Source organism: Falsiroseomonas ponticola (assembly GCF_016805305.1).
Classification (GTDB): Bacteria; Pseudomonadota; Alphaproteobacteria; order Acetobacterales; family Acetobacteraceae; genus Falsiroseomonas; species Falsiroseomonas ponticola.
On record NZ_JAERQN010000001.1, the window covers coordinates 507,233 to 524,575 of the forward strand.

The following is a 17,343-nucleotide window of genomic DNA, read 5'->3' on the forward strand; positions in this document are numbered from 1 at the left end:
GGCGCAGCCCGCAAGGGGTGTTGCGATCCTGGCCTTTGCCCACCCACTGCCTGCACCGCCCTGCTCCCGTGCTGCTCACGATCCCCCTCCGGGAAATTTCAAGGCTTGCGGCAGTCCGCAGGCACGGGCTGCGGAAACCAGATCGGCCGATGCGCCTGCCCGACCATTCCGATCGTGTCCCATCGCGTGGTGTAGGAGCGCGATGATCGTCGGCGGGCTGGGCCGCCGGGTCAGGCGGGCACAGCCGAGAGCCTGACGGTGGCATTATTGCTGACGGTGCTGATGGCTTCCAGGGTCATGTAACGGGCGCGCTGGGTGGCCCATTCGTCGGACTGTTCCAGGAGAATGGCGCCGATCAGGCGGGTGATGGCACCCTCGTTCGGGAAGATGCCGACGACATCGGTGCGGCGCTTGATCTCGCCGTTGAGGCGCTCGATGGGGTTGGTGCTATGGATCTTGGCGCGGTGCTCGCGCGGGAAGTCCATGTAGGCGACCGGCAGCTGCGGGTCGAAGTCGAGATGGGTGATGGAGGTCACGACGAGGCGGCCGCTCTCATCGGCGCCTTCGCGGGCGAGGTGGCGGGTGATGCCGCCCTCGTCACCGGCATAGTCGACACGGGTGATGCGGCAGGCTGCCACGATCGGCAATGTGGGGTTCTGGTCCCGCAGGGTGGCCAGCAGCCGCGGCGTCATCCGCGCCCGTATCGGCAGGGCGGCGCGTAGCGCGACCAGCAACCGATCCACCTGTTCGGGATGGTCGATCACGGCGTGCTGTCCAGCTTTATGTTTCAGGGCAGGATGTCGTCGAGGCGATCGATGGTGTGGCCGCGGGCCAGGCGGTCGAGCACGGCGGCGATGTAGGCCTCGGGGTCGAGGCCGTTCAGCTTGGCGGTCTCGGCCACTGTGTAGATGATGGCGGCACGATCGCCGCCGACGTCCGAGCCTAGGAACGGAAAGTTCTTCCTTGTCAGCGCAATGCCGCGCAGCTGCCGCTCGGGCAGGTTGTTGTCGATGGAGAGCCTGCCGTCGTCGAGGTAGCGCGCCAGCGCCTCCCATCGGTTTAGCGCGTATTGCATCGCGCGGCCGAGCGTCGACTTGGCGGACAGGCGACGCCGCTGCGCCAGCATCCAGTCATGCAGTTCCTCCAGCAGTGGCTTGCTGCGCGCCTGGCGCTCGGCTCGGCGCTGATCGGCGGGTTTGCCGTTGATCTCGGCCTCGATTACGGATTCCGACGAAGCTGGCCACGGATTCCGATTGAAGGCGGCCACCTGTTCCGACCGAAGGCGGCCGGGGGTTGGGTGGCGATCTGCGGGCGGTGTGGGTGTGGCCTAGCTTTCCCCCTCGGCGTCAACGGTGACGGCGCGGTGGGCGGCCCGGCGGCGCATGGACTCTCCCTTGAGCTCGATGCGGTGGGCGTTGTGGACGAGGCGGTCGAGGATGGCGTCGCCGAGGGTCGGGTCGGCGATCCATCCGTGCCAGGCGGCCACCGGCAGCTGGCTGGTGACGACGGTGGCAGCGCGGCCATGGCGGTCGTCGATGACCTCAAGCAAGTTTCGCCGCCCCTCGGGCGTCAGCGGCGTCAGGCCCCAATCCTCCAGCAGCAGCACCTGGACCCGCGCCATGCCCTTCAGCATGCGGGCGTAGCGGCCTCTCGCCACGGGCCAGGGCAAGCGCCTCCAGCAGCCGCGGCAGGCGCTGGTAGAGCACGCTGCGTCCGTCGCGGCAGGCCTTGCGGCCGAGCGCACAGGCCAGCCAGGTCTTGCCCACCCCGGTCGGCCCCGTCAGCAGCACGCCCTGATGCCGGTCGATCCAGTCGCCGCTGGCGAGGCGCTGAAACATGGCGTGGTCCAGGCCGCGGGCGGCGCGCCAGTCGACATCCTCGATGCAGGCGGACTGGCGCAGGCCGGCGAATTTCAGTCGGGCCCGCATGCGTCGGTCCTCGCGGCCGGTCGCCTCGTGCTCGACCAGCAGGGCCAGGCGTTCCTCGAAGCCGAGGCCATCCAGGTCCGGCTGTCGTCTCTGCTCCTCGAGGGCCTGCGCCATGGCGACCAGGCCAAGGGCGCGCAACCGCTCGCTCGTGGGGTGGGTAAGCATGCTGTCTCCTCAGTGGTAGTAGCCGCCGCCGCGGATGTTCGGGTGCCGGATGGGCGGGGTGTCCGGCACGGGCTCGGGCGCGTAGGCGCGGTCGAGGCCGTTGCGCAGGATGGATGCGATCTAGCCGTAGCTGCGGGCGCCGATGTCGAGGCCGCGCTGGCAGGCCGCCTCGACCCGGCCAGCGCCCTAGCCGCGCACCAGGCCGAGGATGCCAAGGCAGGCGCGAAAGCCCTGCTCGGGGTGGGGTTTGGCGGCCAGGATCGCCTCGACCATGCCGGTCGTGGCGGAACCGATCGCCGCGGCATCACGGCGCAGCCGGGCTCGCCTACATGCACTTCCCCGCCGCGCATCGCGCCAAGATGCATTCAACGAACCCGATCGAGCGTCTTAACGGCGAGATCAAGCGCCGCACCGATGTCGTCGGCATCTTCCCGAACGAGGGTGCCATCACCCGCCTGATCGGCGCCATTCTCCTGGAACAGTCCGACGAATGGGCCACCCAGCGCGCCCGTTACATGACCCTGGAAACCATCGGCTCCGTGAGCGACAACCCCACCGTCAGCCTGCCCGCCGTGGCCGCCTGACCGGCGGCCCAAGCCGCCAAGGAGCACCGCTCCTACACCACGCCCTGGGGCACGATCGCGGGCCGGGCTATTTGTGCACTCGAGTGCACTGAAAGTTTCATCAATCGAACAGGCCTGCCATTGCGGTAGCCAGTGCGTTCGGCCAAAGCGCCCAGATATCCGCCGAGGCCCACCACTTCGGCACCGAGGCGGCCAGCGCGTCGGTAAACCGTTGCCGCGCCGACTTCGGCGAGCCTGGTGCCTTCACGTCGGGCACCATCGCGACGAGGCTACGGATGCCAAGAAGCTGGGCGTGGGAAAGGGCGGCCTTCCGACAGATCTCCCCAACATTGACGACGCTGAACGCGGTCGCGACGTCGTATGGCGTCAAAGCACCGAAGGGGTTTGCGAGATCGGGCAACTGCCAGAGCGGCGTATTCGGCTTCGGCCGAAGTTCAAGACGCGTCCAGGCCTCACTGGCCGGCAGCTTCTGTTGGGCCGCCTTGTCATAGATGCAGGCGGCCCCATGCTTCGGCGAACCCAGGTAGATGGTCTCCAGTCCGCGCTTGCTGACGTAGTGCCGGATAACGTTCCGCTGCGGCATATGCCAGGCGAAGTCCTGCAGCCGAACGCCGTGGAGATCGAGCGCCAGGTCGATCCGGCTGACACGCGCCTTCAGAATGTCCGACGAGTGAAGCACCATCGCGCCGCAGAAAATCTCGTCGTACAGATGCTCGAAGCCAGCGGTGGTCAGGCCCAGCGGGAAGATCTCGATGCGGATCTGCAGCTTGCCGCCCTTGCCCTGCTTCAACTGAACGGTCGCAGCGTTGTCGATCGACCAGATCAGTGGGGAGGTGCTGGTCGGGACCTTCACGTGGAAGGCGACCATGCTGCCCGACTTCGCCTTAGAACCCGCTGGGACGATCCCCTCAGCCCCGCCATTGAGCTTGACACTTATGAGATGATTCAACGCTGCCTCAGTGTCCGCTGGGTGGAGATCAATGAGGAGAGTAACGCGGTCGATCCTGAGGGAGGCCTTCTTCTGGCTTGCTGGCTGAGTCTCCATCGCGATTGTCTTCTTCTGCAGGGCGGGGCTGTTAGAATCACCCACGAATGTCATTGGATCCTCCGGGCATGAGGGCTCGCCACCGCCTTCCTCGGCGGGTGGGCAGTTAAGTGCCGAGCGCAGCCAAGTCGTACGATTCGCGGCCGGTGCGGTCGCTTTACGTCTGATCGGTGCCACGAGAGGCCGCCAGTTGATTTTCTGAGCGTGGTACACCTGCGTGCCAGCTTCGTCCGGTGCCGCCCCGTGCGGGCGTTTGGCATGCGACGTCAACGCCTGACGGCGTTGCGTCTCGCACCGCCCGCATCACGCGGAGACACCCACCAATGCCGGATCTGCCCCGACCGAGAACCTCGACATCGGCGGGAGCGGCCCGGCCGTTCCCCCTGGCGGCACGCCCCCGTTTGCTGACGATGGCGGAGGTGGGCGTCATCATCAGCACACGGCCACGCACCCTGCGGCGATGGATCAAGGACGGTGTGCTGCCCGCCCATTGGGTCGGCGGCCGGCTCATGGTCAAGGCTGAAGATCTCGCGGCGCTTATCGAGCGAGGACGCGTGGTCCCTTAGCGAGGGGGGCGCCGTGACCACGGAAGCGATAGGCGTATCGCTCTGCTCGGCCCCCACTACACGGCATCACGCGGCACCGTTTCGCAGTGCATGGCAGCATTTGGCCACCCCGCCATCAACCCATCACCTCTCAAACACAAGGGTTTTCACCCCTACCCCTTTCACCGCCGGTCGCATTTGGCCGGTCTTGTCCGCAGGAGGGCATGAATGGCCACGCAGAAATCGGTCGATCAGCTGCTTTCGAGCAATTACAACACGCCCACCGCGATGGCGGCGATCCCAGCACTTCCGACATTCGCTGCCGTTCGAGAGTCGGTGCAGGCCGCGCCGGACCTCACCGAAGGCGCGCGCAAGAACCTGCTGCGGGCTGTCGATATCGTTGCCGGCCAGATGGGCGCGGCAGGCATCTCGGCGCCCGTCGACATCAGCCGTATCCGGCGCCTGTTCGAAAAGCTCACCCCGGCGATGATTGGCTACTCCAGCCCAGGCGGGCTGTCATCCATGAAGAGTTCCTTTCATCGGGCGCTGCGCATCGCTGGGCTGACGGTCATGCCAGGCAAGTCGCGCACATCTCTGAGCTCGGCCTGGGGCATTCTGCGCGAAGCCGCTGAACCCAGTGGTTCATGGCCAGCGGTCAGCCGCTTCGCCCATTGGTGCTCGGAGAATGGCGTCGAGCCCGCGTACGTCGAACAGGGCCATGTTGCGCGCTTCGTAGCACTCGTCGGCCAGACCTCGCTGAAGCAGCGTGCCGACAAGGCTGAACGGCAGGTGGTTCGGGCGTGGCGAATCGCTCAGGCCAAGGTCCCCGGCTGGCCAGTACAGCCACTGCCGATGCCTCATCCAAAAAAGGGTGAGGCGTCACCGGCGTGGTCCGTCTATCCGCCCAGCCTCGAGGCGGAGGCGAAGGCCTTCGTGGCACGTGGAGCCGAGGCAGACGGGGACTGGCTGGCGCAGACGCCGCGTACGCCTCTTCGGCCTGCAACGCGCGAGGCCTACCTCGGGACGTTGCGTCGGGCCGCAGGTGAACTCGTCGCGTCGGGCATTCCGCCGGAGGACATTTCATCTTTGACTGACCTGGTACGCCCTGACCGCGTGAAGCGCATTCTGACCGGTATCCGCAACCGTACGCATCGGTCCAAGGGCAGCTCGGTTAGCCAGACCGCGATTGTTCTCACCCTTGTAGCGCGCGAATACCCAGATCTGCTTCAGCAGGACGTGAAGCTCCTGATGCAGATGGAGCGGGCCGTCCGTGCCGGCCGCGGCATGGGCAACAGGACGGTTAGGAAGCTGGAAGAGATTGACGATCCAGCCAAGCGTCGCGCGCTGCTAAATCTCCCAGGCAAGCTGATGCGAGAGGTGAAGGCACGAGCAACAGTCGATATTTCGTCGGCACGGCTGGTCCGCGCCGCGCTGTTCCTTCAGCTGCTGGTCGATACAGGGTCCCGGCAGGGCAACATTGTCTGCCTTGATCTTGAACGCCACGTCTGTCGGCTCCGGGATGGCAGCATGTGGATCTTCATCGAAGGGGCGGAGACGAAGAACGGAGTCGAGCTGGAAGCGCCTCTGCCGCCTGAGACAGCAGCGATGCTCGATACCTACGTGCGCGAGTACCGCCCGCTGCACAGCGGGCAATCCACCTCGTCATGGCTGTTCGCTCGATCCGATGGCAGCCACTGGCCCAGGACCGAGGCAAACCAGACGCTGCAGGATATCACTGCGAAATACATCGGCGTGCCGGTAAATCCGCACCTGGTGCGAGCTGTCATCGCCGAGATCCTGGAGGAGGCGGCACCGGGCGCGCTCGGTCTTGCCCGCGACGTTCTTGGCCATCGGAGCATCCAGACGACCGAGGCCCACTACGCCCGAAGGAAGGCGGCGCGGTCTCGGCGGCTTCATCAGGAAACGATGGACAGGGTGAGGAGGGGGCGGTGAGGGCAGTGCATCACCGGAGGCTCGGCCTTCCGATCGCGGAGTGGCCACCCCTCTGGCGCATCGGCTGGCTCGAGACGGGCACCCCTCGTGGCTTTCTCGACGAGCCGGTGCGCGCCGGGACCTGGTCGCTGCGCCGACGGCGACAGGCGACCTGGGACGCGGAACGCTTCCTGGCCTGGCTTGGGCGCGAACAGCCTGAGGCCCTGCTGATGGAAAGGCCTGGCTCGATCCTCTCGCCTGAATTGCTGTATCGCTTCAGCCGCGCCGAACGTGCTCGCGGGCTTCGCTACAACTCGCTGGCAACAGCGCTTGGCAACGTCGTCGGTGTCGTTGACGCGATTGGCCCGGAGATCGAGCAGGAGCGCCGCAATAGGCTCTGGAACGTCATCGACGCCGTTCGGCAGAGAGCACGGCAGCAGCGCTCCGCAACGCGGCACTTTGTGGAACCTGCCGAACTCTACGCCGCCGGGATCGGGTGGATGGAGGCGACCCTCGACGAGGAAGGCAATTGCCGAGACGCTGACAGCTGGCAGTCCGGCCTCATGATGGCACTGCTCGCCGCCGCCCCGATACGCATTTCCAACTTCTCGTCGCTGGAACTGGGTGTCCATCTGAGAAACGTGGGTGATACCTGGACCATCGAACTGTCGGCGGGTGAGACAAAGACGGGCCGTGCCGATACCTGGCCGACACCCCGAAGTCTTGCCCGGTTTCTCCAGTACTTCGTCGATGAGCTGCGCCCAGGAATGCTCGCCCGCGGCAAGTTAAACACCGCGCATGCGCGCATCTGGGTCGGAGCCTACGGGCAGCCGCTGGAGCATCAGGGCGTACGGGCGAGGATCAGGACGATTACCGAAGCGCGGTTCGGTCGGCCTGTGCTGCCGCATTCGTTCCGCCATGCGGCGGCGACAGCGTTCTTTATGCAGCATCCGGAAAAGGCCCGCGATGCCGCGGCTCTCCTGGGCCATACCGGGTTTCGGACGACCGAGCGCCACTACGTCGCGTCCCGGCGCGCTGTAGCCCTCCAGACCGCACAGAAGCTTCTGCGGGAATACCGCCGGGATCGCAGCCAAGCCCGCGAGGGCCAGGGCGATCCCAACTCGGCCCAAGACGCGCGCGGCGTGTGCACTCGAGTGCAAGAGTAGGCAGTAGGGGGATTGTGGGATCCACTGCAAGCATCAGCACATCCCGTCGACCACTTGGATATACGGGTCAGAGGCGTGAGTGGACACAGAGTAGCACCGGGCCGCTGAACCGGTTGCGCGCGGTGAGCCCGGCGCTGGCATTCGAACGTGGCCATGCAGAAGCCCAGTCGAATCTCGCATCCAACCCCGACTATCGAGATCCAACGATCGAGCGCCCCAGCAGTCGCAGCGCTGGGTGAGCTGGCTCGCTCGCTGGCTCGCTTGGAGGCGCGCCGCCTCTGGGCGGAACAGGTTCAGAAGGGGGATGAACGGCCATCGGAAAGCGGCTACGATGTCGGAACGCCAAGGAGGGCACCCCGCACGACAGCCCGTCGTGATCGAGACGGAGGCCCTCCATGATCCAGCCGCGTTGCGCCGTCTACGCCCGTTACTCATCCGAGCAACAGCGCGAGCAGTCGATCGCCGACCAGCTTCGCGTCTGCTACAGAAGGGCCGAGAGCGAAGGCTGGCAGGTCGTTGAGGTCTTAAGCGACGCTGCGATCTCCGGTGCCACGACAGAACGCCCGGGCTATCAGGCACTGCTCTGCGCTCTTCGGGCGGGGGCGATCGATGTCGTCCTGACCGAGAGCCTGGATCGCCTGTCGCGCGACCAGGAGTACATCGCCTCCTTCTATAAGCAGGCCGTGTTCGCCCGCGTCCGCGTTATCACCTTGGCAGAGGGCGAGATCAGCGAACTCCATATCGGTTTGAAGGGTACCATGGGGGCGCTCTACCTCAAGGATCTCGCCGATAAGACAAGGCGTGGTCTCGAAGGGCGCGCTCGTGCCGGACGCGGTACCGGCCGCGCCCCCTACGGATACCGCTTCATTCGCGGCAAGCTGGCTGAGAATGGCGAGCTGGAGCGCGGCCTACGGGAGATCGACCCCGCCAAGGCGACCGTCGTGCAGAAGATCTTCCGGGACTACGCTGCCGGCGTCAGCCCAAAGGCGATTGCGCGATCCCTGAATGCGGATGGCATCGCAGGCCCCGCCGGCGGACCCTGGCTGGAGGGCACCATCCGCGGCAGAGCCGGGCGCGGCAGCGGGATCCTTCGTAATCCCCTCTATGCCGGTCGAGGGGTGTGGAACCGCCAGCAGACGCTCAAGGATCCGACGACGGGCAAATGCGTCAATCGGCCGAACCCGCGCCAAGCCCTGGTCACGACTGACTTGCCGGAGCTCCGGCTGATCGACGAGCCCACCTGGGCCGCCGTGCAGGACCGGCTGGCCCGAGATGCCACGGCCCGCATCGAGGCGGACGGCCCGCACTTCTGGGAACGGCGCCGGCCGCATTCCGTCGTCTCAGGCAAGGTGTTCTGCGGCGAGTGCGGGCGGACGTTCAAAGCCGTTGGCAGCGACTACCTCGCCTGCACGGCTGCGCGCGAGGGGATATGCACGAACCGCGCCTTTGTACGGCGGGGTCGTTTGGAGCACAGGGTCTGTGACGCATTGGCAAAGCAGTTGATGGATCCCGGGCTGGCTGACGAGTTCTCCGTGGCATTTGAACAGGAATGGAAACGCCTAGCCGCGGAGCAGCGGGCCGGGATGGCAGGCCATGAGGAAGAGTTGCGCGACGTCGAGCGGCGCATCACCCACCTCGTCGATGCACTGGCGGAGGGGGTGGCCGCCTACAGCGTGAAGCAGCGCTTGGTCGCACTGGAAGCGCGCCGGAGCAAACTTGAAGCATCGCTGAAGGCCTGCCCGCCTCCCGCGCCGCAGTCAGTGCCGAATCTTGGAATCGTATACCGAGAACGGGTTGCGGCGCTGAACACGGCCCTCGGTGGTGCTGAGGCCACCGAGGCCCGGGAGGCTGCGCGTGCGCTGATCGACCGTATCGTCATCGGTCAGCCGGATGACGATGGCGGGCCTCCCAGGATTGAGCTTTTCGGTGACCTCGCGGCTATGCTCGGCATCGCAGGCGTTACGCCCTTTGCGGGGCCGGCAGCCCGGGACCAAACCAGCTTGGCCGCCGCGGCGCTGCGTTCGGCAAAGAAGGATAAGGGAAGGCAGAGCCTTCCCCATCAGAGCCGCAGGCACCCCTTCGGCAGCGCCGGCCACACGAACCACGCCCCATTGGCATAGAGCCGTGCCGGCAGTCCCGGCGCCTCATCCCGCAGCAGCACGAAGCCGTTGCCGGTTTCCAGCAGCGCCGCGTCCGTGGCGCTGACCGCCCGGCCCAGCGAGGCGGAGGGCCCGAAGGCGATGGCGCCGGGCGGGTCCACCACCAGCGCCAGCGCCGCCATGCCGCCGAACCACGCCAGCAGCGCCAGGCCCATGCCGCGCAGCAGGCGGAGCGTGCCCTCAATAGTCATAGGCGTGCTCGAAGCTGGCGCCGGCCGCCGCGGCGTCCCGCATCAGCCGGGTGAGGTCCGGCAGGGCCACGTCCAGGCCGAGGCGGCGCCAGCCCGGGCGGGACTGGATGGGCAGGGCGAAGACCGGGTCGCCCGGCAGCGCCACGCCATCGGGCGCCAGCACGGTGACGAGGATGCGGGGATTGCCCGCGATCTCCCGCACCTCCCCTGCCCGCTGCGCGATCCCGCCAAGGATTTCCGTGAAGGCGCGGTAGCGGGGGGTCTCGATCAGGGTGGCGCCGTCCTCGAAGCGGCGGAGGATGGTGATGCGGGGATCGGCCTCGGGATCGCCGCCCGTGATGACGCTGCGGATGCGGAGCGCGGCCGGGGCGGCGCCGGCCAGGGCGCCGATTGCCACCGCATAGGCGGCGCGGCCGCCATAGAGGGCGCTGAGCCAGGCGCGGCGTTCGGTGCTGCGGAGCAGGCTGACCTCGCCATAGGGCGTCTCCTCCCACAGGCGGGAGAGTTCGGTCGCGAAGGGGTATTCGTACCAGGGCACCTGGCGGAGGAAGGTGGCGTAGTCCTCCGCGACGCGCAGGGCGAACTCGTCCTCCGGCGTGCGGCGCGGGCCGCGGGCCCAGGCGGTGAGCGCGCCGATCGTGCGTTCATAGGCGCCGATCACCGCCATCTCCGCGGTGAAGCTGATGCCGATGACGTAGTTCGTCGTCTTCTGGTCGGCGGTCGCCGCGCCGGTGCGCGCGGCCTCCCGCGTCGCGTGGCAGAGGCTGCGCCAGAAGCCGGCGATGGAGGCGAGGTAGTCGAAGGAGGATTCGGAGGCCTGGCGCGCGACGCCGGCCATGTCCTCATAGGCGTGGACGATGAACCATTCGGGATAGGTCAGGAAGCTGTCGCCCGCGGCGCGGCGCCATTCCGCGCCGCCGAGGTCGTAGCGCGGCGCGGGCGGGGCACGGTCGGTGGATTCCGCGACGCAGCGCTGCTCCACCACCACCACGGGGGCGGCCGCCAGCAGCAGCAGCGGCAGCACCACCAGCGCGAGGCGCCGGGCCCAGCGCCGCCAGGGCCGGCGCTTCATCCGCGACGCGCGCCAAGCCATCCCGTGGCCATCCCGAAGCCGCCCAATGCCAGATGGGGAATGCTGGAAAGGAAACTGACCATCCAGGGCATGTCGCGCGCGATGCCGTGGATGAAGAGGCTGAGGTCGAGGAAGCTGGCGCCGGTCAGCACGCCACAGATTCCATCGATGAAGTAGAGCGTGCCGAAGACCCTGAGGAAGGTGACGGAGGCCGCGCGCCCCATCGCGACCGCGGCCAGCGCCCAGAGCGCGGACGCCAGGTGCAGCGCATCCTTGTAGATGTCGAGCCGGAAGAGGCCGAAGACCCGGCCTTCATCATCCACGAAGGCGGGGACGTAGTTGGTGATGGCCGCGAAGAGCAGCGCGGCGGCGAGGAGCGAGGCGGCAAGACGTGGGCTCATTTCAGGCAAGATAGCCGTCCCACAGCGCGTGTCGGAACAACAGGCCGGGATCGTAGTGGCGCTTGCGCTCCGCGAAGAAGGCGGCGCGGGGATAGGCGCGCTGGAACTGGTCCCGCCGCGTATGCAGGCGATAGGGCAGGTAGTAGGCGCCACCGAGGGCGATGACGCGCTCCACCAGCGCCTCCGTCATCAGCAGCATGTCGGCCTCCCCCTCCGCCGAGATGTCCTGGGAGAAGGACATCACCGCCGCGATGCGCGGCTGCGGGGCGTAGCGGAGCACGCTCAACTCGTCCGTGCCGACATAGCGGAGTGTCACATTGATGAATTCCGCCGCGGCGGGCGGGATGATGTCGCGGCAGGCCTGGCGGAAATCGCGGAAGCGCTCGGGCGGCACGAAGTATTCGTGCAGGATGTCGGTGCGCCGGCGGGCGGTGTTCGCCAGGTTGGAGACGGGCTCGACCATCAGCGTGTTGCGGGTCGCGAGCCCGGTGCCGATGGCGGGCATCAGGCGCGTCTCCGCCACCCAGCGCAGGCGCTTCGCCGTCTCGCTGCCGATCTGCTGGCGGTAGATGGTGTTGGAGATGCCGGTCATCAGGCTGTGGTTGGCGGCCGGCGGCAGCGTGGCGGGCTGGGGCGAGACGGCGCGAGAGACGGTCAGGATCGCATCCTCGAACAGCGCCTCCCGCGCCACGGAGAGCCGCCCATAGGCCATGGAGACGGTGGGATCGCGCGCGACCTGGGGGATGAAGGCCTCCGCGAAATCGGCGCCCGGCAGCAGCTGCGCATAGGGGCGGAGCATGAGGTTGGGCACGACCTCGATATCCAGGTCGAGGATGACGCCGAAGAGGCCGTAGCCGCCGGCCATCAGGCCGAAGAGCTCCGCGTTCCGGTCCCGCGCGCAGTCCAGGATGGTGCCATCCGCCAGCATGACGCGGCAGGACCGGACGGTGCTGGCGAAGGGGCCGTGCGGCACGGGCCAGCCATGGGCGTTGACGCTGAAGGTGGCGGCGGCGCCGAAATCGGCATTGGACTGCATCACCTTGGGGGAGAGCCCCTGCGGGTCCAGCCAGCCGATGATCTCCGACCAGGTGGCGCCGGCGGAGACGCGGGCGATGCCGTTGGCGCGGTCCAGCTCGAACCAGGGATTCGTGAGCGTGATGCCGGTGCCGTCGCGCGCGAGCGATTGCGCGCCCATGGAATGGCGGGCGGCGCCGACCACGACGGGGCGGCGCGCGGCGGCGGCATCCCGCAGCTCGGCGCGCAGAGCTTCGTGCCAGGCGCCGGCGCGGTCGGTCGCGGGGCGCCAGTGGCGGGCGACGGGGGTGGGGTTCAGCCGGCTGGCATCGTTCATGACGATGCGGGACTGCGCGGCGCCGATGCGGGGCGACAGGGCGGCCGCGGGCAGCAGGGCGGTGGCGGTCAGGGCATCCCGGCGGGTGATCGGCACGCGCGTCTCCTCCAGGGGTGGGATGGTGGCGCGGAAGGGGGGCGGCGGCCAAGGGTGGCGGCGGCGGCGCCCGGGCAAAAGAAAGGGCCGGTCGCATCGCTGCGACCGGCCCGAAGGGGCCGACCCCGGGCGGGGGCCGAAGGCCACAAGGGCCTGGGGCTCCACCAGATCGGCCTCGTCGGCGCAGGCCTGCCGGGAAATGGCCAGCGCCGAAGCCGGGCGCGCCTGGGGCGCGCCGAAGTCTCAGCCCTGGCCGGCCGGCGTCTGCGCGGCGGGGCGGGCGCGGCGGGCGGCGGCGCGCTGGCCGTTCTGCCGGTGGCGGCGGGCGGCCGCGGCTTCGCGGCGCTGGCGGCGCTGCGCGCGGGTCTGGGTCTGGCCGTCGCGGGCCGCGGCCACTTCCTCATACGGCGTGCCGTTCGGCGCGACGGGGCTGGTGGCGCCGGCGGGCGCCGCCAGCAGGACGGGCGCGGCGATGGCGGCGGCGGCGAACAACAGGCGAAGGGACATGCGCATGGATGCGTTCCTGACTCCGGGGCGGATGGGTAGCGTCGCTGGCGACCGGGGGGAAACGCCGTCGAGGGAGCCCCAGGGTGCGCCCTGGCCCCTGACGGGGCCATGGGGCGCAACTGAAATCCATGTAATCCAAAGCGCTTGGCGCGCGTTCTTCGCGCGCAGTCTCGTCAGATGAGGCAGAGGGCCTGGAGTTCGCGCCGCAGCGCCGGCGGCAGGGCTTCCAGCCCCGTCGCGGCGGCGCCGCCGCGGGGCGCGTCCGGCGGCGCGGCCGCGGGCTCCAGGTAGCGCCAGCCCTGGAAGGGCTTCTGCGGCCGCGGCTCCACCAGCACCAGCTCGGGATCCAGCACCAGGCCGGCGCAGGCGCTGCCATCGTCCCACCGCTCCTCCCGCACATCCAGGATGCGCTGGCGGACGCGGATGAAGCCGGAGACGACCCAGTAGAGCGACCCGCCCTCCGTCAGCTCGGCCGCGCGCTTCGGCACCATGCGCGTCTGGTGGCGCAGCGGCGGGTCGATCGCGGCGCGGCGCGCCTGGTTGGCGGCGAGTTCCGCCACCTCCTTCGGCCCGACGCAGAGTTTCAGCAGGTGCAGCATGGCGCTGCCATGTGGCAGCAGGCCGAGTCCCTGCAAGCCCCGCCCGGCGCGCGGGCAGGCTTGCCCCCCCTTGCGGTCCGGCAGTAAGGCGTCCGGTAACAATAAATGAACGGGAGGAAGCGTCATGCGTCGCCGCCATATCCTTGCCGCCCCGGCCCTCGGCCTGGCGGCGTCCTGGCGCGCGGGCGCGGCCTCCGCCCAGCCACGCAACCCCTCCTGGCCGCGCAGCCTGACCATGGGCACGGCGGCGCCCGGCGGGACCTATGCCCTCTATGGCCCGGCCTGGGGGCAGATGGCGCAGGAGGCGACGGGGATCGCCATCGCCTACCGCAACACCCAGGGGCCCAACCACAACATCATCCTGGTGAACCGGCGGGAGGCGGAGCTGGGCATGGTGACGATGGGGGTCGCGCTGCAGGCCTGGAACGGCCAGGCGGAATGGACGCAGGGCAACCGCTTCCGCGAGATCCGCGCCCTGTTCCCGATGTACGACACGCCCTTCCACGGCATCGCGCTGAAGCGCAGCGGCATCACCGGCCATGCGCAGCTCGGCGGGCGGTCGGTGGGCGCGGGGCCGCGCGGCGGCACGCCCGGCACCTACTACCCGCAGATCCTGAACACGCTGGGCGTGCGGCCTTCCGCCGTGCGCTACGGATCGGCCACCGACCTGGTCGGCCAGCTGCAGGACGGGCTGCTGGACTGCTTCCTCTTCGCCTCCGGCGTGCCGGTGCCGGCCTTCAGCGAGGTCGAGGCGCAGGCGGATGTCCACTTCCTCGACTTCACGGCGGAGGAGGTGCGGCGGCTGACGATGCAGTTCGCGGAGCTGACGCCGGGCACGCTTCCGATGGGCACCTACCGCAAGCAGGAAAGGCCGCTGACCATCGTCGGCATGTACAACTTCGCCATCGGCCACCGCAGCCTGCCGGACGAGGTGGCCTATGAGATCACCAAGGCGGTGCTGGGGCAGAATGCGCGCTTCCGCCAGGCCATCGCCGCGGCGGCGGAGACGCTGGCCGAGAACTGGACGAAGAACAGCTTCCTGCCCTTCCACCCCGGCGCCGCGCGCTACCTGCGCGAAGCGGGGCATGCGGTGCCGGACCGGCTGGTTCAGCCCTGACGATCCTGCGCCGCTGCCTCACACAACCGTGAGGCGGGCCGTTACAACCGCCCGTCGTTCACTGTCCGGCAAGGTGGGTCTGAGAGTTTTCCGGCATACACTCATCCGGAAGCTCGAAAAGAATGCGACTGATCCCGGACTTCACCGTGGGCCGCAAGCTGGCGGCCTCGGCCCTGCTCACCCTGGCCATGCTGGCCGTGCTGACGGCGCTGGTGTGGCGGGCCACCACCGGCATCATCGGGGAACAGGCCGCCTCCGCCCAGACCGAGGCCGCGATGGACCGGCTGGACGAGGGCGAGGGCCTGCTGCGCGAGGTGGCGGTGCTGGAGCGCGACCTGCTGCTGCTGCACCTGGAGGCGGAGCAGGAGCCGGCCTGGCAGCGGATCGCCGCCGCGCTGGAGCAGGGGCGCCGGGTGGTGCGGGATGCCGGGCAGCGGCTGGGCCGGCCGGAGATGACGGCGGCGCTGCAGCGGCTGGACGGCGCGGCGGCCACCTACGGCCAGGCGCTGGAACAGGTGGCGCGGCAGCGGCTGCTGATGATCCAGGCCCGCGACAACGAGCTTTTCCCCCGCAGCAGCGAATATGACAGCCTGTTCGAGGCGGTGGCCGCGGCGATCGGCTTCGACGTGCCGGCCGACCAGCAGGAGGATGCGCGCCAGCGGCTGATGACGGTGCACGCCGCGGTGAACGACACGCGGCTTGGCATCCAGCGCCTGCTGGCGACCGGGGAGGAGGCGCAGGTGCGCCGCGTGCGCCGCGGCATCGCGCAGGGGCGCGTGCATGGCCGGGGCCTCGCCTCCATCGAGGCGCCGCCGCGCGTGAAGGAGGACATCAACCGCCTGATGGACCGCGCCATCGCGGTGGGCGAGGCGTCGAGCAAGGTTCTGGCGGCGGGCGAGGAAATCGCGAAGCTGCGGCGCGAACAGGTGGAGCCCGCCCGCGCGGCGCTGCGCGAGGCGATCGGCGCGGTGAGCGAGGCGTCGCTGCGGATTTCCGCCGCGCAGCGCGCCGCCGTGGCGCAGGAGGCCGAGGGCGCCCGCCAGGGCACCATCTGGGCGGCGCTGGCCATCGCCGTGGTGCTGGTGCTGTCCGGCCTGCTGCTGGCCCGCGCCATCGGCGCGCCGCTGCGCCGCCTGTCCGGCGTGATGGGCCGGATCGCCGATGGCGACGCGACCATCGCCGTGCCGCATCGCGGCCGGCGGGACGAGATCGGCGCCATCGCCGAGGCGCTGGAGACGCTGCGCGTGACCACCGGCCGCGCCTTCGCCCAGCAGCAGATGATCGAGCAGCTGCCCACCGCGGTGATGTCCGCCGACCCCAACGACGATTTCCGCATGACCTACATGAACGCGGAGACGAAGGCGCTGGTGGCGCGGCTGCGGCACCTGATGCCGACGGATGCGGACAGCATGATCGGCCAGTCCATCGACATCTTCCACAAGGACCCCGGCCACCAGCGGGCCATCCTGTCCGACCCCGCCCGCCTGCCGCATACCACCCGCATCATGCTGGGGGATGAGGTGATCGAGCTGCGCATCTCCGCCATCCGCGACGCCGCCGGCCACTACACCGCCGCCATGCTGTGCTGGAACGTGGCGACGGAGAAGGTGCGCCTGGCCGATACCTTCGAACGGGAAGTGGGCCATGTGGTCGGCGCGGTCGCGGAAAGCGCGCAGCGGCTGCGGCAATCCGCGGTCGGGCTCAGCGCCTCGGCCGAGACATCCGGCACCCAGGCGGCGGCGGTGGCCGCGGCGGGCGGGCGGGCGCAGGCCGATGTGCAGGCCGTGGCGGCGGCGGCCGAGGAGATGGCGGCCTCCGTCACCGAGATCTCCCGCCAGGTGGCGGAAGCCGCCAGCGTGGCGAGCCAGGCGGTGGCGGAGACGCGGGCCACGGACACCACCGTGCAGGGGCTGGCGGATGCGGCTTCCCGCATCGGCGACGTGGTGCGGCTGATCGGCGACATCGCCGGGCAGACCAACCTTCTCGCCCTCAACGCGACCATCGAGGCGGCGCGCGCCGGCGATGCCGGCAAGGGCTTCGCGGTGGTGGCGAGCGAGGTGAAGACCCTGGCCGGGCAGACCGCCCGCGCCACGGAGGAGATCGGCCAGCAGATCGGCCAGATGCAGGCCGCCACCAGCCAGGCCGTCGCCGCCATCCGCGGCATCGGCACGACGGTGGAACGGACCAGCGAGATCGCGACCGCCATCGCCGCGGCGGTGGAGGAGCAGGGCGCCGCGACGCAGGAGATCGCCCGCAGCGCCGCCCAGGTGGCGGAAGCCACCCAGACCGTGGCCACGGGGATCGAGGGCATCCGCGGCGCCGCCAACGCCACCGGCGGCGCGGCGACCGCGGTGCGCGACGACAGCGGCACCCTGGCCAGCCAGGCGGAGCTGCTGCGCGCCAAGACGGACGGCTTCCTGCGCGCCGTCCGCGCCCTGTAGCCCGGCTTCAGCGTCGGCCGCGACGCTGGAACCGGTCCGGACGC

At 69.3% G+C, this 17,343-nt stretch carries 14 protein-coding genes and 3 pseudogenes; 7 read left to right on the forward strand and 10 right to left on the reverse strand.

Annotation, left to right across the window (positions count from 1 at the left end):
* Window positions 1–230: 230 nt before the first annotated feature.
* The 3 genes and pseudogenes from JJI54_RS02440 to istB all read right to left on the reverse strand — a co-directional run.
* Window positions 231–494 (reverse strand): annotated as a pseudogene (locus tag JJI54_RS02440) (transposase); the annotation flags it as partial.
* Window positions 495–787: 293 nt separating this feature from the next.
* Window positions 788–1,267, reverse strand: a complete 480-nt coding sequence (locus JJI54_RS32555; RefSeq protein ID WP_203070580.1) for an IS66 family transposase — start codon at window positions 1,265–1,267, stop codon at window positions 788–790.
* 60 nt (window positions 1,268–1,327) lie between these two features.
* A pseudogene (istB, locus tag JJI54_RS02450) lies at window positions 1,328–2,093 on the reverse strand (IS21-like element helper ATPase IstB).
* A gap of 320 nt (window positions 2,094–2,413) precedes the next feature.
* Between istB and JJI54_RS02455 the strand changes: the two are divergent.
* Window positions 2,414–2,677, forward strand: a pseudogene (locus JJI54_RS02455) (transposase); the annotation flags it as partial.
* Window positions 2,678–2,777: 100 nt separating this feature from the next.
* On the opposite strand, the gene JJI54_RS02460 reads toward JJI54_RS02455, so the two are convergent.
* Window positions 2,778–3,776 (reverse strand): hypothetical protein, encoded by a 999-nt coding sequence (locus JJI54_RS02460; RefSeq protein ID WP_203070582.1) that lies wholly within the window; start codon window positions 3,774–3,776, stop codon window positions 2,778–2,780.
* A gap of 356 nt (window positions 3,777–4,132) precedes the next feature.
* Here JJI54_RS02460 and JJI54_RS33085 point away from each other — a divergent pair, with 356 nt between their 5' ends.
* The 4 genes from JJI54_RS33085 to JJI54_RS02480 all read left to right on the forward strand — a co-directional run bounded on the left by JJI54_RS33085 (window position 4,133) and on the right by JJI54_RS02480 (window position 9,485).
* Window positions 4,133–4,288 carry a helix-turn-helix domain-containing protein gene (locus tag JJI54_RS33085; RefSeq protein WP_226381454.1) on the forward strand — a complete coding sequence of 52 codons (156 nt, stop codon included), beginning with the start codon at window positions 4,133–4,135 and terminating at the stop codon, window positions 4,286–4,288.
* A 207-nt stretch (window positions 4,289–4,495) separates the two neighbouring features.
* Window positions 4,496–6,220, forward strand: a complete 1,725-nt coding sequence (locus JJI54_RS02470; RefSeq protein ID WP_203070586.1) for a site-specific integrase — start codon at window positions 4,496–4,498, stop codon at window positions 6,218–6,220.
* Window positions 6,217–7,365, forward strand: coding sequence for a tyrosine-type recombinase/integrase (locus JJI54_RS32910; protein WP_203070588.1), 1,149 nt, complete (start codon window positions 6,217–6,219; stop codon window positions 7,363–7,365). Before JJI54_RS02470 ends, JJI54_RS32910 begins: the two co-directional genes overlap by 4 nt.
* A 395-nt stretch (window positions 7,366–7,760) precedes the next feature.
* Window positions 7,761–9,485 (forward strand): recombinase family protein, encoded by a 1,725-nt coding sequence (locus tag JJI54_RS02480; protein ID WP_203070590.1) that lies wholly within the window; start codon window positions 7,761–7,763, stop codon window positions 9,483–9,485.
* On the opposite strand, the gene JJI54_RS02485 is transcribed toward JJI54_RS02480, so the two are convergent.
* From JJI54_RS02485 to JJI54_RS02510, 6 genes are all read right to left on the reverse strand, one after another.
* On the reverse strand, window positions 9,425–9,715 hold the full coding sequence (locus JJI54_RS02485) for a hypothetical protein (RefSeq protein WP_203070592.1): 291 nt from the start codon (window positions 9,713–9,715) through the stop codon (window positions 9,425–9,427). The genes JJI54_RS02480 and JJI54_RS02485 overlap by 61 nt on opposite strands.
* Window positions 9,705–10,808 carry a hypothetical protein gene (locus JJI54_RS02490; RefSeq protein ID WP_203070594.1) on the reverse strand — a complete coding sequence of 368 codons (1,104 nt, stop codon included), beginning with the start codon at window positions 10,806–10,808 and terminating at the stop codon, window positions 9,705–9,707. The genes JJI54_RS02485 and JJI54_RS02490 overlap by 11 nt, the downstream gene beginning before the upstream one ends.
* Window positions 10,784–11,188, reverse strand: coding sequence for a DUF4383 domain-containing protein (locus JJI54_RS02495; protein ID WP_203070596.1), 405 nt, complete (start codon window positions 11,186–11,188; stop codon window positions 10,784–10,786). Before JJI54_RS02495 ends, JJI54_RS02490 begins: the two co-directional genes overlap by 25 nt.
* A 1-nt stretch (window position 11,189) precedes the next feature.
* Window positions 11,190–12,635, reverse strand: coding sequence for an FAD-binding protein (locus JJI54_RS02500; protein ID WP_203070598.1), 1,446 nt, complete (start codon window positions 12,633–12,635; stop codon window positions 11,190–11,192).
* A 243-nt stretch (window positions 12,636–12,878) separates the two neighbouring features.
* Window positions 12,879–13,148, reverse strand: a complete 270-nt coding sequence (locus tag JJI54_RS02505; RefSeq protein ID WP_203070600.1) for a hypothetical protein — start codon at window positions 13,146–13,148, stop codon at window positions 12,879–12,881.
* Window positions 13,149–13,315: 167 nt separating this feature from the next.
* Window positions 13,316–13,777 carry a DUF1489 family protein gene (locus JJI54_RS02510; RefSeq protein ID WP_456305572.1) on the reverse strand — a complete coding sequence of 154 codons (462 nt, stop codon included), beginning with the start codon at window positions 13,775–13,777 and terminating at the stop codon, window positions 13,316–13,318.
* Between the two features lie 88 nt (window positions 13,778–13,865).
* Between JJI54_RS02510 and JJI54_RS02515 the strand changes: the two genes are divergently transcribed.
* Both JJI54_RS02515 and JJI54_RS02520 read left to right on the forward strand, forming a co-directional pair.
* Window positions 13,866–14,858, forward strand: a complete 993-nt coding sequence (locus tag JJI54_RS02515; RefSeq protein ID WP_203070602.1) for a TAXI family TRAP transporter solute-binding subunit — start codon at window positions 13,866–13,868, stop codon at window positions 14,856–14,858.
* Between the two features lie 122 nt (window positions 14,859–14,980).
* Window positions 14,981–17,299, forward strand: coding sequence for a methyl-accepting chemotaxis protein (locus JJI54_RS02520; RefSeq protein WP_203070604.1), 2,319 nt, complete (start codon window positions 14,981–14,983; stop codon window positions 17,297–17,299).
* Window positions 17,300–17,343 lie beyond the last annotated feature (44 nt).

Excerpts from the sequence above, each read along its gene's own strand:
- JJI54_RS02495 (WP_203070596.1), bottom strand. The coding sequence starts at position 11,188 with ATGAGCCCACGTCTTGCCGCCTCGCTCCTCGCCGCCGCGCTGCTCTTC.
- JJI54_RS02485 (WP_203070592.1), bottom strand. The coding sequence starts at position 9,715 with ATGACTATTGAGGGCACGCTCCGCCTGCTGCGCGGCATGGGCCTGGCG.
- JJI54_RS02460 (WP_203070582.1), bottom strand. The coding sequence starts at position 3,776 with ATGACATTCGTGGGTGATTCTAACAGCCCCGCCCTGCAGAAGAAGACA.
- JJI54_RS02515 (WP_203070602.1), top strand. The coding sequence starts at position 13,866 with ATGCGTCGCCGCCATATCCTTGCCGCCCCGGCCCTCGGCCTGGCGGCG.
- JJI54_RS02480 (WP_203070590.1), top strand. The coding sequence starts at position 7,761 with ATGATCCAGCCGCGTTGCGCCGTCTACGCCCGTTACTCATCCGAGCAA.
- JJI54_RS02490 (WP_203070594.1), bottom strand. The coding sequence starts at position 10,808 with ATGGCTTGGCGCGCGTCGCGGATGAAGCGCCGGCCCTGGCGGCGCTGG.
- JJI54_RS02470 (WP_203070586.1), top strand. The coding sequence starts at position 4,496 with ATGGCCACGCAGAAATCGGTCGATCAGCTGCTTTCGAGCAATTACAAC.
- JJI54_RS02520 (WP_203070604.1), top strand. The coding sequence starts at position 14,981 with ATGCGACTGATCCCGGACTTCACCGTGGGCCGCAAGCTGGCGGCCTCG.
- JJI54_RS02505 (WP_203070600.1), bottom strand. The coding sequence starts at position 13,148 with ATGCGCATGTCCCTTCGCCTGTTGTTCGCCGCCGCCGCCATCGCCGCG.
- JJI54_RS33085 (WP_226381454.1), top strand. The coding sequence starts at position 4,133 with ATGGCGGAGGTGGGCGTCATCATCAGCACACGGCCACGCACCCTGCGG.